The following is a 17,291-nucleotide window of genomic DNA, read 5'->3' on the forward strand; positions in this document are numbered from 1 at the left end:
TTTCTAGTGGCCCAGAATTTTCCAGTCAGGACCGTTTTTACTTACAAAAACTTTGGTTCTGTTTGCAAACTTTCCGGCATTTTTCGCAAAAAAATCCAAATCTGCAGCATAACCGCTCATAAGATCATCAGGATGATAATGAAGCTGAACAACAGATTCTGTACCTGTCGCTGTTGCTTCACCGAGGGCACCGTTAAGTACAATCAAATCTTCTGCAACCGAAACAAGTCTGTTCAAATTGCGCGAAGCATATTTGTTTCTTACAAAACAAAGCTGAAGTTCCCGCGCTTTTTGAGAAGAACAACATGTCTGTACAGAATGTGTTTCCAAATACTGCGCAAATTCCCTTAAAAAAGTAGAAGGCTTTTGCCTTAACGGTTTTAGCACAGAAAGAAACCATGGAACCGCACGGCCAGAGTTATAGAAAATATCTTCAGCTTCAGAAAGTTTTTTTGCAGCCGCAAGATCTTTTGCAGAAAAAGAAGTACTTTCCACAACATGGTAAGGAGGACAAGCCATCCATGTAAGTCCTAGACTTTGTGCCGTTTCGTACAAATCTGTTCCAGGAAGAACACTCAGGCAGAATAGTTCAAGATTGTTGGGGTACAATGAAAGTGCAAAATCCAGGCTCGCACAGAATCCCTGAAGAGTGTCCCCCGGAAGTCCATAAATAAGATCAAAGCCGAATACAGCACCGCTTTTGTTAAGGAAGCCGATATTTTTTTCAAAGACCTTTTTGTCAAAAGACCTGTTTACATTTTTCAAAACAGATGCATCTGCGCTCTGCAACCCGAACTGAAGACTGCAGTTTACTGACGCAAAAGCCGCTGCCAGTTCCCTATCTATAAATTCTGCGCGTGCCTCAAAATAGAAAAATGTATCAGGCGCAATTGTTTTTATAAGAGACAGCATTTCAAGCGCACGTTTTTTTGAAGCATTGTATGTCGGATCAAGGACAAAAACCTGCGGAACCTTATAACTGCTGAAAAGCCTCAGTTCTTTTTCAAGCCGTTCTAAAGGAAAATACTGTATTTTCTGTTCGCCCTTACTTTCATAGCAGTAGGAGCATTTGAAAGGACAGCCGCGTGCAAGTTCCCAAAGCACACCGCCGTATTTCTGCGGATTCAGTGTTCCGTCGAGCCAGGGAGAAGAAATTTCCTGAAGATCCAGAACAGCGGAACGCGGCAAAGGTAGCAGAGTGGCAGGATGTCCGTTCAGACCAAGCAGACGTGCATCTTCATTCCTGTTGCCATCATTTTTTAAAGGAGCATATACACCGGGAATTTTTGTAAACAAAGAGTCGGTTATCAAAATATTTTCTTTTTCATAAAGAGAGCGCAAAAGAAGTGGAACCGTTTTTTCGCCCCACCCCGAAACAGCATAATCAAATTCTGTAAAAGAGGCGGGATTTGCAGTAACTTCGGGTCCGCCTGCTATACATATTAAGCCGGGAAAATTCTTTTTTAACAGAGCGCAAACCGTCTCCAGCAAAGTTCTGTTCCAGACATAAATGCTGAAGCAGACGGCAAACAAATCTTTGTTTTCTGAAATAATTTTTTCTGAAACACTTCGGGCTGACTCAGATAAAGTTTTTCCTTTTTTCTGGAAATCTTCAATGGAAAAATCAAGAAGAGAAAAATTCAAAGTGTCATTAAAAAATGAAGTGCTTTTTAAAGCAGAAACTATGCATGCGGCTCCCAAAGGAACTGCCTGTGGGGACGTTTCCACAAGAGCCGCAACACAAAGAACTGTCTTCATACCGATATATCAGCTTTTTTTCTGGAAGTGGCTGAATGTCATTCCAAAACTTGCGCGTCCCTGGGTTACAGAACGAAGGTTTGTAGAAAAACCAAACATCTTTGCCATCGGGGCCTGTGCATGAATTATATTTCCGCCGGATTTTTCTTCCATGCTGCTGATTATTCCGCCGCGCTGTGTAATCTGGCTCATTGCATCACCGACAAATTCTGTAGGACTTTCAATGTCAACTTCCATAACAGGTTCCAGCATTTCTGGAGAAGCCAGGTTGCACACTTTGTCAAAAGCTTCGGCGGCGGCGGCTTCAAAAGCGAAGGTTGTAGAAGTAAGTTCGTCATAATTAATAGCGGTAAGCGTAATGCCGATGTCTGTACAAGGATAGCCATATTTGATTCCTGAAGCAAAACAGTTGTTGATGCACTGCTCTATTGAATCAAAAATCTCATGCGGAACATTATTGTCGCGCACACTGCAGGAATACAGGTTACCTTCGCCTGTTCCGCGAGGTTCAACATGAAGAGTAAGACCTGCGGTATTTTCCTTTCCTGCAATAACGCGGCTGTAGCTTTCAGAATAGTCTGCAGAAGAAGTAACAGATTCCCTGTAAGTAACCTGAGGAGCACCTACACGGCACTGAACCTTATAGTCATCGCGGATTCTTGTTACAAGAACGTCAAGGTGAAGTTCGCCCATTCCGCTTATAACAAGCTGTCCTGTTTCTTCATCGTCGCGGTGTGTAAAGGTCGGGTCTTCCCTGCTCAGAATATCAAGTGTTTCCTGAAGCTTATCGCGGTCACTCATAGTTTCGGGCTCGATTGCAACAGAAATAACAGGTTCCGGGAATTTTACTGTTTCAAGAAGAACAGGTTTTCCTTCGCTTCCCAAAGTGTCACCGGTCTGGGCCAGCTTTAGTCCTACAAAAACCGCTATATCACCGGCACTGATGCTGTCTATCTGATCCATTCTGTTGGCATTGACGCGAAGAATTCTGTTTACCCGCTCGCGCTTCTTTTTTGTTGCATTGTATATCTGTGTTCCTGTAGAAATTTTACCGGAATACATTCTTACATAACAGAGAATTCCTGCTTCACGGTCATACTGAATCTTGAATACAAGCCCCAGCGGCATTGGAGAATTGGGATCGCATTTAACAAGAACTTTTTCTTCTGTATCTTTCTTAAAATGAATTCCTTCTGCAGGAGGAACTTCGTCAGGAGCCGGAAGATAGTCGATTACTGCATCGATTAGCGGCTGGACACCCTGGTTGTGGCGGCTTGAACCGCAAAGGAATGGAACAAGTGTTCGTGCTATAGTTGCCTTTCTTATGGCTGCAACCAGCTGTTCAACGGTAATTTCCTTTCCTTCAAGGTACAGTTCACCAAGCTCATCATCATTTGAAGCAACTGTATCTATAAGTTTTTCATGCCATTCCTGAGCTGCTGCCAGATTTTCTTCTTTTATGTCAGTTACTGTAAATTTTTCGCCTTCTGACTCTGCGTCCCAGTGAATTTCTTTCATTCTCAGAAGATCCACTACGCCGTCAAAATCCTGTCCCTGACCAAGAGGAATTTCGAGGGCCACAGTCTCACAGCCGAACTTTTCGTGAACATCATTCATTGCGCCAAAAAAGTCAGCACCAACTCTGTCCATTTTGTTGACAAAGCAGATTCTTGGAACATTGAATTCGTCGGCCTGCTTCCATACAGTTTCTGTCTGGGGTTGAACCCAGCCGACAGCACAAATTACGGCCACGGCTCCGTCAAGAACACGAAGGGAGCGTTCTACTTCGGCTGTAAAATCGACATGCCCCGGAGTATCAATTATGTTAATCTGATATCCTTTCCACTGGGTTGTGATGGCTGCAGAACCGATTGTGATTCCGCGTTCCTGCTCCTGCTTCATAAAATCCATTGTTGCAGCGCCGTCATCTATCTCACCTATCTTGTGAATTTTTCCGCTGTAGAAAAGGATTCTTTCTGTAGTAGTTGTTTTTCCGGCATCGATATGCGCCATAATGCCGATGTTTCGCATTTTATCTAACATAATTTTGTCCTAAATTGAATCTAAAAGGAGGGAAAATCTACGCGATATTGGGTTTGAACCAATGACTTCCACCGTGTGAAGGTGGCACTCTACCACTGAGTTAACCGCGCACAAATGTGCATATATTTTATTGTAAATATATACCCCCTGTCAATAGGCGCGCCGGCCGCAAACATGTCGGCGCTGACTGGCGCTTATTTGAAGAATTCTGTGGAAATGCCTTTTTTCAAATCTGAACGCGGTTTTGGCTGTTTAATTTTTCTTGGCTCAGGAATATACTGCTTTTCACACCAGCCTTCTTTTCCGTCTATTGTGCGTATTCTGCAGAGTTTATCTTTTGCATTTGTTTCAAGGACTTCAACAAAGTCGTTTTCATAAAGCCAGGCAATCGGCTGGCTGGATTTGTCCATTTCTTTTCTTACGGGAATATGCATGTCTTCTATGACTACAATTTTTCTGTCTGTCATTCCCAGTTCATCCCACCAGACATTTTTTACTTTCTTTATATAATAGTTATCCAGGTCATAGTCCGTAACATAAATGTCACCGTTTTCTGCCACAGCAAACGGGAAATTTGCATGCACTGCATTCATGTCATCACGATAATGATATTCATGGGCGAAAGAATATCTCCAAAGATCAGTAAATTCTTTTGATATTATGGTTTTATCCCACGGGTTTACGATGATAATCAGTCCATACCCTTTTTCTAATTCCAAAAGCTTTTTTTCTAGTTCAGGGAATTCAGGATCTCTTGGACCAATGCGTTTTTCACCAGTATAAATTCTTTGGATTTCATTAATCTTTTCCCAGTCGCGATAGGTCCATTTATCTTTTACAAAATAAAAAAGACCCTTTGAGTCCATTTTATCATAATTCACCGGATAAGTAGCATATACTTTATATCTATTTTCAAAAACTTTCTGTGCCGCGGAGTCAGTAAAACCAAACGAGTTATAATTAATATTGGTCAATCTAATCTCATTTTCATGTAATTCTACATTTCCAATTACAGGGTAATTCCTTAAATACCCTTTTTCATTAAGTTCACCTCTTTTAAACCCAAACCGTTCGGCGTTTTTATCAAGGAATTCCAGTGTTTCTTCATGCGAATATTTTCCTTTTTGCAGATCATCAAGATCCGTATATGAAAGCTCAATTCCAAAACGCCCCCGTCTGGCTGTAAAAAGTTTATTGTCACAGGAATAGATATACTTAGCAAGGATGTCTGGAATTTTATCATTATTATGATAAAGTTCATTCAGATATGCTTCTTTCTGATCATCAGGAACTTTATTATAAATCTCGTAAGCAGCATCTAGTTCCTCTCTTGAAGCAGCATAAAAACATAAACCGTCGTGAATAATCTCTGTCAAAGAATCAGGATCAATATCTGTAAATGTATAAATAGCTGGGGTAGGACCGTCAGCAATAAATCTGAACGGACTTATTTTCCTTATTGAAAAAGTATTATAATTCCAGGCTCCTTCTTCGGGAGGTTCGTATTCGATTGGAAAAGTCTGCAAATTCTTGTCTATTACAAGTTCATCCGTACTTTTTGCATGCCCCATCCAAAAGTTTCCGTTCGTACTGTAAACTATAGAAGAATTTGAAGACACAAACAAATCATAAATACCGCCACCACGATTACCATCATAAGAACCTATCATGACTCCAAAACCATATTTATCAGTTCCTACAACAGTTTGTGGAATGAGCATGGATTCTGAATGTACGTAAAAACCTGCAAATAATGCAGCCAGTAAAACAAGAATAGTTTTTTTCATTTTTTTCCCCCGTAAAAAGTGAGAATGTACAATTATATAAAAAAGTTGCACTATTTGTGCAGATTTTATCATTCACTAACTCCCAACCGCTGTATTGAAAAGGACCTGTAAGTACAGGAACCTCTTGCATACCATTGTTTCATATTCTGTACCAGAACCTCGCATATCTTCCCGTTATATGTACTCTCTATTACTCTGACACAGGAAAGAATCTCTTCAAGGGTTTTTGCAGAACGCATACGCTCCGTGTCAACCGAATTTATTATACCAATATGATTGCCTGTTCTTTTCGTATCCTTAGCATTACTGAAAAACAGAATGTCACTTTTAACAGGATTTGTATCGTTTTCTTTTTCAGCTTTAGTTTTTTTCCTTGAAAGATTTTCACCATAAGTAATAACATCTCCTGGAATTACCAGCATCATTTTTTTTCTGAAGGCTTCAAGTTTTTTAGGAGAACAGTATTTGCCTACGTCATCAATTACTAACGGCCCTGCTTTTGGCTGTTCCGTAAAATAAGTGGAATCCTTGAAATCGCCGGGATAGAAAAGGTCCATCCAGTTTACTATCTCGCAGGAATTCGGTTTTACATTTTTATCTGGTTCAAAAATAAAAACTGGGAATGAGAGCTTTCTCTCTACTGAATCGGGGTCCACACTGCTGTTTTCCGAGCGGTCTGTTATTATATTCTGATTAGCAAGGAAAGAATAGCGGCTTCCGTTATAGGCTGCAGCCCTTACGGCAAAACCCAGGCAGTCCGTACCCGCACTTTTGTATGCAGGAAACTTATATGCTTTTATATAACTGTTTTTCAAATTATCGGAATAATACCGCACTTCCTTGTCTAAACTGTTTTCAGGTTCCGGATTCTCAGGTGTTGGAATTCTTATAAAATTTTCGTGTTCCCAAAATCCTAATCCTGGAATAAAGGGTTCAATGGACTTTCCGTTTACAGTTTCCTTATTGTCCCGCCAGTACAGTTTCCATTTATCAAGGGGAGCTGTTGTCGATTCGTAAACCGAGAGAGCTTTATTTGTAGGAGTATTAACTGAATAATTATTTCCTTCACTAATTGGAAAAACTGCAGGAGATTCAGGCAGGTTGCAAATTGATGTATTATAAACATCTTTACCTTTACCCGGATTTTTTACCTGGTCGAGCGCATCTTCTTTTGAAACTATTATCTGTGAAAAATGGGTTCTCATTGCAATCCGCTGAGCCTTAATTTTGTACGCAAAGTCAAAGGGACTGTCCCAGGCATTAATGGGAATATTTTTCTGGTCTGTATTTTTTTTTCTGCCTGTTTCATCTCTGTTTATCGGATAATCATAGCTTACTGTATTTAGTTTTTTTGATGGTTTTTTATCGTCTCTTTCCGAAGTGAATTCATCAAAATACACAACCTGGCCACCGTTGCCTCTGTTACCTTTGGAAACAGCTATATCATATTTATCACAGGAACCGTACTCCCTGTTCCACTCATTAAAGCCCCATTCCTTATTCCACCAGGACTTTTCACTTTCTTTAATAAAACTATTTCCGAGAGGTGCGTCCCATGGGTGTTCCGCGTTCCAATCTTCGTTATTATCATATTTTTGATTCAGATAAAGATTTGCACGCCACAGCATTTTTTTGTCATAGGCACAAAGATAATCAGCTTCGGAACACTGTGCTTCGACAACAATTTCTTTATCAGAAAAATTATCACTTTTGCGTACAAACTTAAACGAAAGATATATATCGTCTCCAGGAGCAGCAGATTTTGAACTTAAGGGCCGAATACCAAGCCCTGTTACAGAAAGCGAAGAACCGTCCTGTTTTTTTAACAAAAGCGTTCCTGCAGATGACAAAAACAAACGTTCACGGCCTGAATAAGTTTTTTGTAAAACATAGGATCCCTTTCCGTCAGCAACAAGGTTTCCGTACTCGATGATTTCTCTTCCGGCTAAAAGTGCAAGTAAAAATGAAGAGCCGGTACTGTTGTTTTCTACATTATAACCGCGGTTATAATTACTATTGAAAAAAAAGTTCCTGTCCTTTGCGCTTAAGGAAACTTCATATTCATAGTCTGAATAAATGATTTTTGCTCCCGCACGGTTTCGCAGTTCAAAAGAAATTCCGTCGGCAAAAAGATATTCGCCTGTATTGGGAATCCACTTCCATCTTGCATCAGAAGACTGTGACTGTTCTTTTAATTTTTTAATAGAAACTTCGGCTTTAACAGGAAAAGAGTCAATAAAATCAAGCGGTGTGTATTCAGGATTTTGTTCAGAATTATTACGTTTTCTTATAAATCGGCGCGCAATATATGAACCGCTGTCAGGAAGTTCACTCCAAAGACTTTTCCGGGCAGTGCCGTTTCTTGTTTCGCTCATATATACAACTGTAACTCCGCTCCTAGTCTTACCATTGACATCAACAACAATAGCATAAAGCGGATGAGTTTCTGCCCGATATAAAACAAGTATATCACCTTTTCTTAATTCATTGCAAGACGGAACCACGCAGGTCGCGCGCTCAAGGTCTTTTGCAGTAAATATGTTTTTTTCGCGCGAAGAACCGATTGGTGTGTTAATGTCTTCCTGGAAAAGAGAAAACAGATCCCGTGAATATTCCATCATCCATTTGGCAGGCCGCTTTCTTTCAAACCCGTAAATTTGTTCTGCAGCACCGCTCATACTGAGTGCGCCCGAAACAAGACCTGCACTGTCTGTCCCCGCACCCCGCATTGTTTTGGACAAATCCATGGGAAGATAACTGGTTTTTCCGTAATAGAATTTCTTATTTGTTTTTACAGATGATGAGAGTTCTTTATTTCTGCGCATCTTGCACCAGAATGTCCGCGGAGTATCAATTCCAAGCGCTGCATACGGCATGGGGTTACCGCCGCCGGGAAATTCCCCGTCAGTCCAGAAATTATTTTTGGCAGAACCGCTGTAATTTGACCAGCTTTTGTCCACTTTGTCAAAAAGAGGCTTGTCATACACATCTGTTCTATCCCTGGGGTTTGTGTATTCCACGCACCAGTCCAGATATCTCAAAGCTGCCTCTGCAAAAGAATTGCTTTCTGTTTCACTCAGGCATATATATTCCTGTGCAGAAAAAGTATTTTCGTCATACAACGAAATAAGACCCGAAAAAACCGGATAATTGTTTTCCAAAAGATAAGACAGGTATGCACGCAGATATCCTCCGGCAGATTCTTCTGAGTATGATGAAAGAATATATATTCCGTCGGAAGAAACCGAAGAATGCATTACGCTTCTGTAAACCAGAACTTTCAGAATGTCAATAAATTCAATTTGTTCCTTCGTATTTTCTTTGCTGGAAACCTTTTCTTTACCGGAAGACTGTTCTTCTGCGCCGAAAGACAGATCATCCTTTGCATTTTCTTTTGCTTCTTTTCCCCAGTCAGTAATCGTTTTGTCAAAAATTTTTTTGTGCCGCTCATTCTGGTCGTTATACAGGCTGAACAGTCCGTTTTCTGCATCAAGTATTTTTCCGTCCATTTTGAAAACTACAGAAAAATATGTGCCAGCAGAAGGCGAACAGATTGCAACAAGCCGCGCGCCCTTTACACAAAAGCCCAAATCACACGAAAGGGGAACAAAAACTTTTTCTTCATTTACAAAAGGATAGTTTTTAAGTCTTGAAAGATCTCCGCGTGCTGCTTCAGAAAAAAGCCCGCAGTCCTTTTCAATTTTTTCAAAGCTGCCCGGACTCCCCAAAGGTATCAGTGAAGAATCTGACGGGTTAAGACAGTTCCATATTCCGTCTTTAAAATAATAGGCTTTCTCACCAGCCAGAATATAACTCTGCACAACAGTCAGTTTTTTTGCGGCCTGCCTGAAGTTTTTCAGAACAAAATAACCCTGTTCAGAATCAATATCAACAGAAATTTCAGCCAGTTTGTTGCCGAAAGAAAAACTTTTCCAGGCATTACTGTCTGCAAAAATCTGTTGTGTACCAAGAATAAGTCCTGCTGCAAGAAACGCAATATAAAAACAAAATCTCTTCATACCTTATATATATGCTTTGATTTGTTCTTTATGACAAAAAAATGAAAAAAAATCGAATTAAATTCCGTGTCCCGCGGCAAGGGCAAAATATCTTGTAAGAAAATGGTAAAAAGCTTCGGTACGCGCATTTTCGAGTTTATTCTTTTTGTATGTAATAAGAATGTCTCTGCTGCATACAGGATCGTCAATTTCAAGAAGAAGAACTTTGTCTGACTCAAGCGTTCCCCACGAAAAGTCAGGCCAGAAACCGATGCCCATATTTGCTGCAATCATATTTCTTACGGCCGCCGGGCTGTCACTTTCAAAAACTATATTCGGCTTTATTCCGGCACTGTTGCAGTATTTGTCGCAGATCTGCCTTAACTGGCGCGACCCTAAAAGTGAAATAAAGTCCTCGTCGCTTACATCACGGAGCGAAATTGACTTTCTTCCGCGGAACCGGGGAATATTCGGTACAGCAAGATAAATTTTTTCGGTACACACATACATTCTGTCATTCTGAACCTCGGGCTGTTGGTAAAAAAGACTGGTCGTAACACAAATATCATACAAATCGGTCTGGTCATTCTGCTTGAACTGTACATGCACCGAATCATCAATACGCTGGTATTCAATAACTGCATCGGCAACAAGGGTAGAGGCGGCAAGTACATTGAGGTGAATCGTGGAATCTTCCAGTTTTGCCATACTTCTCATCTCTTCAGAAAGGCTTTCCATTTCTTTCATTATAGGATCAAGCTTTTTGTAAAGATAGCTCCCGTAGCGAGAAAGCATTATTCCCCTTCCCTTCGGAATAAAAAGCGGAACTTTGAGTTCTTCTTCAAGACGGTGAATTGACTGGCTTAAGGCCGGCTGTGCGATATGAAGCTTTTCGGCACTTCTCGTAACATGTTCTGACTGTGCTACTTCAAGAAAATATTTGATTTGTGTAAGTTCCATAGTTTAATCATAATATTAAAGTTATAGTTTTGCAATATTAATATATTGAATATTCTCTTTATATAACTTTAATATTATAGTTTTGATATAAATAATATATTAGACATTATTATATACCGGTGATATATTTTTAACGTATTCAAGGAATGGTAGAAATACCATCAAACTTGAAAACTTAAACAAAGTATTTTCCCGGAGGAAAAAAATGGCTGAATTTCTGGAAGCAATGATGCTCGTATGTTTTGGTCTTTCATGGCCGATTTCTGTAATCAAAAACTACAAGTCTCACACCGCAAAAAACATGAGCTTAAGGTTTACTCTTTTGATTATTGCAGGCTACGTAGCAGGAATCATTTCAAAGATATACACCCACAAGTTCAATTATGTTCTTGTGGTATATATACTTAACCTTGCGATTGTTTCATGCAACATCGCCGTTTATATAATAAACAAAAGACAGGACAGACAGGCAGCGTCCCTTAAAATGCCACTGTCAAAAGCAGATGTACACCAGGAGGCAGTGTGATGTCAAAAATCGATGATAAAATTGAAGAATTCAAGGTTGTTAACGGAATGGCCAGAAAAAATGAAGTTGTTTGCTTTGGCTCAAGTTTTTTCTCAAAAATGGATTTTCTTGAAATGGCCTGTGACAGCGGAATGACAAAGCCCGTATACAACAGAAGCATCGAAGGACTTTCAATAAGCGATGCCGAAAAAGTTCTGTCAGAAACAGTATACCCTCTTGAACCGTCAAAAATTTTCGTAAACATTGGCGACGCAGATGTTAACGGATCCAAATTCAACGAAGATGACTTCATTGCAAAATATGAATGGATGCTTTTGAGCATTCACAGAAACTGCAGAAACTGTCGCATATTCGTAGTATCTGCAATTTCAGACAAAGAATGCGCAAAATCCCTCAACAAAAGGCTTGAACAGCTTGCAAAGTCAACAGGCTGCACTTATATAGACATATGTTCCGAAGGAGTAAAGCACGCTTACACAAAAGTATTCAACCAGCTTAAACCGTTTATAAGGAATTTTCCCATAAACTTTGCTGATGCCATGCAGTATCAGGCCGGCTGATAAAAATATATCTTATACTCATACTCATTTTTAAGGTAACCGATTGAAAACAACAGTTTTTGATTGGTTACCTTTTTTTACAAAAGATTCCGTAACGCCAGTTTTTAAAGTGGACTTTTGAACATTGCAGACTTATAATATAACAATGAACAAAATAAAAATTACATTTACAGACAAAACATCAATAGAAGCAGACAATTCAATAAAGCCCGTCACAATTCTTTCAAGGATAGCACCGCAGGTCTCTGACGCGGAACAAAAAATTCTTGCGGTAAAAGTAAACAATGAACTGTACTCACTTGAAAGCGAAATCAATATTTCTGCCGACATTGAACCGGTATTTGAAAATTCAAAGGAAGGAGCTGCAATATACAGAAGATCACTCTGCTTTGTACTGGCCGCGGCAGCCTACAATCTCTTTCCCGGAACAAGACTTCTGGTAGGACACAGCCTTGGCTACGGTTATTACTACACCATCGACACGCAGCAGCAGATTTCTCCTTCAGAAATAAAAGCCATTCAGGCAGAAATGAAAAGAATAATTTCTGCAGATGAAATAATTGAAACAAGAACAATTTCATACAAAGAAGCGTGTGAACTTTTTGAATCCCTCAATCTTATAGAAACACGCAAACAGCTCAACTACAGGACGCCCCCGAGAATCAAAATAAACACCCTTGAAAAATTCTCTGACATGTATTTTGAACCTCTTGTCGGAAACACGGGAATGCTTGATGTATTCGACCTTGTTCCTTACAACGAAGGCTTTTTGCTCAGATTCCCCACGCAGAATAATCCCTCTTCTCTTCCTGAATTCCACGACCAGCCCAAACTGTTCCAAATTTACAGTGACTACAAAAAATGGGGACGCAGACTTGGTGTTACTTCGGCAGCATCACTCAATCAGATTATCCACGACAGAAAAACCGCCGATTTTATAAACATAACAGAAACCCTTCAGACAAAAAAGATTTCTGACATTGCCGAAAAAATCATGGACAAAAAAACGGCAAGGGTTGTACTTATTGCAGGTCCTTCTTCTTCGGGAAAAACAACTACAAGCAAAAAACTTGCACTTCAACTGCAGGCTCTTGGATACACTCCAAAAGTTATAAGTCTGGACAACTATTATGTGGGGCGTACACAGACACCTAAAGACGAAAACGGTCAGTACGACTATGAATGTCTCGAAGCACTCAACATAAAACTTCTGAACGAAAATCTCATGGATCTGTTTGAAGGAAAAACAATAAAGCTTCCGTCCTACGACTTTCAGGCAGGAGAAAACTACTTCAGCGGACAAACAATGGATCTAGGACCGAACGACATTCTTATAATGGAAGGAATACACGGTCTTAACGACAAGCTCACTCCCCTTGTTCCGGAAAGCATGAAGTTCAAAATCTATTTGTCGGCCCTTACACAGCTTAATCTTGATGACCACAACAGAATTCCGACCAGCGACAACCGCCTTATACGAAGAATTGTCCGTGATGCAAGATTTCGCGGAAAGAGTGCCGCAGATACAATAAGAATGTGGGAAAATGTACAGAAAGGTGAAAAACTCCATATATTCCCGTTCCAGAACAATGCCGACGCTATGCTCAATACTGCCCTGGACTATGAAATTCCTGTCCTTAAGGTATATGCAGAGCCGCTCTTAAAATGCGTTTCACCACTTCAGAAAGAATTCAGCGAGTCAAACAGGCTTCTGCAGTTTCTGAATTTCTTCTCTACAATACCGGCAACAGATGTACCAAACCAGTCTATTATCAGGGAATTTATCGGAGGCTCTGCTTTCCACTACTGATTCTGACCGAATCTTGAAGTAACCACGTCATCGGTATTTTTTTCTTCTTCGGCGGCAAGTTCTTTTTTCCACTCACGGAATTTGCTGTCGCGGAGTTTTTCCAAAACCTTTACTTTCTGCATTGCTTGTCTTACAGCATCTCTTTTCTGCTCTGCAACAAGCTGTGCCTCAGCCAGTTCTTCAAGACATTTTTCCTGTTTCTGGGACAACATAATAAAAAAAGACTGGGACTGCGCCCTGAAAGAAAAATCTGCAGATGCGTCATTCATTTTTGAGACAGCTACACGCCGTTTTGCAATGTTTTCAAGTTCAGACTGAATTTTTGTAACTTCAGACAAAGCTTTTGCCAGTTCCCCTTCGGCCTGTTTTTTTTCAAATTCCCTTAAATCAAGAATCTTCTGCATTGAAAAAGAAAATTTCTTCATATATCAGCTGCAGGCGTTCAGTTCTGCGGTAAAGGAGACTCTGCGTATTCTTCAGGAGGAATTTCAATTCCGCTTAAGTCCGAAAGTTTTTTGAGGGTTTCTTCCATTGAACTTGGGGAATATTCTTCCTGACACAAAAAATCTTCTATAGCCTGGTGATGGTCTATTGCTTCATCTATTTCCAGAGAATTTCCCTTCTGGTATATTCCGTCAATGATAACTTCTTCCTGCTGTGCATAGGTTGCCATCCAACGGCGCACTCTCTGGCACGCTTTCTGTGAATTAACGCCGGTAACACGTTTTGCAAGGCGGCTTATGCTTGCCATAATGTCAATTGCAGGATAGTGCTGTTTTGCGGCAAGGCTTCTGTTAAGCACAATGTGGCCGTCAAGAGTTCCCCTTACCTTGTCTGTTATAGGTTCATCAAGATCATCGCCGTCTACAAGAACAGTATAGAAGGCCGTAATTGAACCTTTAGAATTTGTTCCCGTACGTTCAAGAAGTTTTGGAATCATATCAAAAACACTCGGAGGATAACCCCGCTGTGCAGGAGGTTCACCGGTGGCAAGACCTATTTCACGCTGGGCATGAGCAAAGCGCGTTACACTGTCAAACATAAGCATAACATCTTTTCCCTGGTCCCTGAAGTATTCGGCTATTGCTGTTGTAACATATGCGGCTCTGAGACGTGCAATTGAAGGCTGGTCACTTGTAGCAACAACGACAACTGAACGTTCCAGTCCCTTTTCACCAAGATCCCGGTTAATAAAGTCCATAACTTCTCGGCCACGTTCACCGACAAGTCCTATGATATTGACATCTGCATTGGTATTGCGTGCAATCATGGAAATCAATGTACTTTTTCCAACACCGCTTCCTGCAAAAATTCCCATACGCTGGCCTTTTCCTACCGCAAGAAGGGAATCAATTGCCCTTACACCTGTTACAATCCTTCTGTCCACAGGCTTTCTTTCCATAGGATTCGGAGGACTGGCTATGGCAGGATAATATTCTTCGGCTGCTATTTCACCTTTACCGTCATAAGGATGGCCTGTTGCATCTACTACGCGTCCAAGAAGGGCGTTGCCGACCGGAACTTCAAGTACATGGCCAGAAGCAACAACTTCGGCTCCTACTTCTATTCCCCTTGTATCACCGTAAGTCATAAGGCGCACTGCATTGCCTTCAAGACCCACAACTTCTGCAAGAAGCGGCTCTTCCCTCGTACCAACATGTATAGTACACATTTCGCCTATTACAGACCTTGGGCCGCGGCTTTCTACCATAAGCCACTTTACGCCTGTAACATAACCTGTATATTTAATTGGTTCAGTTCTTTCTACAGTCTGAATATATTTGTCAAAAAAATTTTCCATGCCTTCATCCTAGAGGTCCGGATTAATGACTTCTGATTTTCCGACAGTCTTGATTGGAGAAATGCTCAGAATCTGATTTTCGAGTTCAGAAAGCTGGCTTGAAATGCGTGCGTCTATTGCTCCGAAATCTGTTTCTACAATACAGCCACCCTTTTCTACAGAGCTGTCTTCGACAACATGGATATTCGTTACGTTTTCTACCTGCTTGATAAAGTCAGAAATATGCTCTGAAGTAAGCTTAACATCAGAAAGATTTACACGAAGCGTAACCTCGCCCCTGCCCTTTACTTTTTTCAGAGCCTGAATGACATTTGCCATAACGACGCTTTTCTGGTTTTCGCTCATTATCTTAACAACTTTGCGTGCTGTAAGAATTACAAGGCTTACTATCTGCTGCTCTGTTCCGTCAAGAATTTCCTGGCGTTTTGCCTGTACAGATTCGAGCATTTTGTGAATGCGTTCCACAAGGCGTTCTGCTTCTGCATTGCCTTCTTTATAGCCTTCTTCACGGCCCTTTTCCATTCCGTCTTGCCTGGAACGCTCGTAAACGGACTTTTCATCTTCGTGCGCTTTGTCCAGAATCTCACGGGCTTCGGCTTTTGCTTTTTCTACAATAGTATCTGCTTCTTTTTGGGCAGCAGTTTTAATTACAGCAGCCTGGTCTGTCTGTCTTTTTACTTCTGCAAAAGCTGCTTCCTGGGCATTTTTTACAATTCGGTCTGCTTCGGACTGGGCTTTTTCGAGCATTGCCGACTTTTCTTTTTCCCACTCGATTTTAAAAGCATCTGCTTCTTTTCTAAGGTCATCGGCGGTCGGCCCCGTATATTCAGGAACAGCCTCGACAACTTCCTCTACAGGAGGATTAAATTCCTTCGTAAGCTTAAGAATAACCTTGCCGTTCTTGTTATTTATCTCGCTTGGTCTGAAAACACTATGGGCCATGACTTGACTCCCTTAACTCAAACTACCATCTCATCGTCTGCAGAACGTGCGATAACAATTTCACCGCTGTCTTCAAGACGTCTGATTACAGAAACAATCTTCTGCTGGGACTCTTCAACATCCTTAAGACGTACAGGTCCCATGTATTCCATATCTTCCTTAAGCATACTTGCGGCACGCTTGGACATATTTCTGAAAATCTTGTCCTGAACTTCGGTATCAACAGATTTAAGGGCCTTTGCAAGTTCCTGAGTATCAACTTCGCGTAGAACCTTCTGAATAGCGCGGTCATCAAGCATAACAATATCTTCGAAAACGAACATGCGTTTCTTGATTTCTTCTGCAAGTTCAGGATCATCTTCTTCAAGGGTTTCAATAATAGCCTTTTCAGAAGAACGGTCAACAAGGTTAAGAATCTCAACAATGCTGTCAACACCACCGGCTGCCGTGTAGTCTTCGCTCGAAAGTGTTGAAAGTTTCTTTTCAAGAACGCGTTCAACTTCACGCAAAACCTCAGGTGAAGTTCTGTCCATTGTAGCAAGTCTTTTTGAAACTTCAGGCTGAATTTCCTGCGGCAGGTTCTGAAGAATCTGTGCTGCTTTCTGCGGATCAAGATAAGCCAGAATAAGCGAAATTGTCTGCGGATATTCCTGCTGTACAAAGTTCAGAAGGTGGGCCGGGTCAGTGCGCCTGATAAAGTCAAAAGGCCTGACCTGAAGTGAACTTGTAAGTCTGTTGATAATATCTATTGCCTTCTGGCTTCCCAATGACTTTTCCAGAAGTTCGCGGGCAAAATCAATACCACCGGTGGTAATAAAGTTCTGGGCCTGCATGAGTTCCTGAAATTCTTCAAGAACCTGATCCTTAAAGTCTGCATCAATTGTATCAAGACGGGCAATTTCAAAGGTAAGAGTTTCAACTTCATCTTCACGAAGGTGCTTCATAACTTCTGCAGAAACTTCGCTTCCCAGAGAAACCAGAAAAATAGCGGCCTTTTGTCTTCCGGTAAGGTTTTTGTAATCCTTTGCCGCGTTTTTCTTTTTTCCGCCTATTGTAGTTTTTGAGCCGGACTTTACACCTGACTCTGAAACTTCTTCTGCCATTTT

Annotated in this window: 12 protein-coding genes and 1 tRNA gene; 3 read left to right on the forward strand and 10 right to left on the reverse strand. The window is 40.9% G+C overall.

The genetic code is table 11. From position 1 onward, the window contains the following. Positions 1 to 3 precede the first annotated feature (3 nt). From IWA51_RS08075 to IWA51_RS08100, 6 genes are all read right to left on the reverse strand, one after another. Positions 4 to 1,758, reverse strand: a complete 1,755-nt coding sequence (locus IWA51_RS08075) for a B12-binding domain-containing radical SAM protein (protein ID WP_198442050.1) — start codon at positions 1,756 to 1,758, stop codon at positions 4 to 6. 9 nt (positions 1,759 to 1,767) lie between these two features. Next, positions 1,768 to 3,801 (reverse strand): elongation factor G, encoded by a 2,034-nt coding sequence (fusA, locus tag IWA51_RS08080; RefSeq protein ID WP_177528953.1) that lies wholly within the window; start codon positions 3,799 to 3,801, stop codon positions 1,768 to 1,770. A 38-nt stretch (positions 3,802 to 3,839) separates the two neighbouring features. Continuing rightward, a tRNA-Val gene (locus IWA51_RS08085) sits at positions 3,840 to 3,911 on the reverse strand. An 84-nt stretch (positions 3,912 to 3,995) separates the two neighbouring features. After that, entirely contained in the window at positions 3,996 to 5,588 is a 1,593-nt protein-coding gene (locus IWA51_RS08090; RefSeq protein WP_198442051.1) for an SH3 domain-containing protein, read from the reverse strand. A 68-nt stretch (positions 5,589 to 5,656) separates the two neighbouring features. Then, positions 5,657 to 9,607 (reverse strand): hypothetical protein, encoded by a 3,951-nt coding sequence (locus IWA51_RS08095; protein ID WP_198442052.1) that lies wholly within the window; start codon positions 9,605 to 9,607, stop codon positions 5,657 to 5,659. 57 nt (positions 9,608 to 9,664) lie between these two features. Then, on the reverse strand, positions 9,665 to 10,546 hold the full coding sequence (locus IWA51_RS08100; protein ID WP_198442053.1) for a LysR family transcriptional regulator: 882 nt from the start codon (positions 10,544 to 10,546) through the stop codon (positions 9,665 to 9,667). Positions 10,547 to 10,751: 205 nt separating this feature from the next. On the opposite strand from IWA51_RS08100, the gene IWA51_RS08105 reads away from it, so the two are divergent. The 3 genes from IWA51_RS08105 (at position 10,752) to IWA51_RS08115 (ending at position 13,442) form a co-directional block, all read left to right on the forward strand. Beyond that, positions 10,752 to 11,072 (forward strand): hypothetical protein, encoded by a 321-nt coding sequence (locus IWA51_RS08105; RefSeq protein ID WP_177528957.1) that lies wholly within the window; start codon positions 10,752 to 10,754, stop codon positions 11,070 to 11,072. Continuing rightward, positions 11,072 to 11,632: an SGNH/GDSL hydrolase family protein gene (locus IWA51_RS08110; protein WP_198442054.1), complete on the forward strand. Its 561-nt coding sequence runs from the start codon at positions 11,072 to 11,074 to the stop codon at positions 11,630 to 11,632. The genes IWA51_RS08105 and IWA51_RS08110 overlap by 1 nt, the downstream gene beginning before the upstream one ends. A 145-nt stretch (positions 11,633 to 11,777) precedes the next feature. Next, the gene (locus IWA51_RS08115; protein WP_198442055.1) at positions 11,778 to 13,442 is read left to right on the forward strand and encodes a nucleoside kinase; all 1,665 of its coding nucleotides are present in this window, start codon (positions 11,778 to 11,780) and stop codon (positions 13,440 to 13,442) included. Here IWA51_RS08115 and fliJ read toward each other — a convergent pair. The 4 genes from fliJ to fliG are packed head-to-tail and all read right to left on the reverse strand — an operon-like array spanning position 13,436 to position 17,288. Further along, on the reverse strand, positions 13,436 to 13,867 hold the full coding sequence (gene fliJ, locus IWA51_RS08120; protein ID WP_198442056.1) for a flagellar export protein FliJ: 432 nt from the start codon (positions 13,865 to 13,867) through the stop codon (positions 13,436 to 13,438). The genes IWA51_RS08115 and fliJ overlap by 7 nt on opposite strands. 17 nt (positions 13,868 to 13,884) lie before the next feature. Further along, positions 13,885 to 15,243 (reverse strand): FliI/YscN family ATPase, encoded by a 1,359-nt coding sequence (locus IWA51_RS08125; protein WP_198442057.1) that lies wholly within the window; start codon positions 15,241 to 15,243, stop codon positions 13,885 to 13,887. 9 nt (positions 15,244 to 15,252) lie between these two features. Then, the gene (gene fliH / locus IWA51_RS08130) at positions 15,253 to 16,185 is read right to left on the reverse strand and encodes a flagellar assembly protein FliH (RefSeq protein WP_177528962.1); all 933 of its coding nucleotides are present in this window, start codon (positions 16,183 to 16,185) and stop codon (positions 15,253 to 15,255) included. A gap of 17 nt (positions 16,186 to 16,202) precedes the next feature. Then, on the reverse strand, positions 16,203 to 17,288 hold the full coding sequence (gene fliG, locus IWA51_RS08135) for a flagellar motor switch protein FliG (RefSeq protein WP_177528963.1): 1,086 nt from the start codon (positions 17,286 to 17,288) through the stop codon (positions 16,203 to 16,205). Positions 17,289 to 17,291: the final 3 nt, after the last annotated feature.

The sequence above is a fragment of the Treponema peruense genome, from assembly GCF_016117655.1.
Lineage (GTDB): Bacteria > Spirochaetota > Spirochaetia > Treponematales > Treponemataceae > Treponema_D > Treponema_D peruense.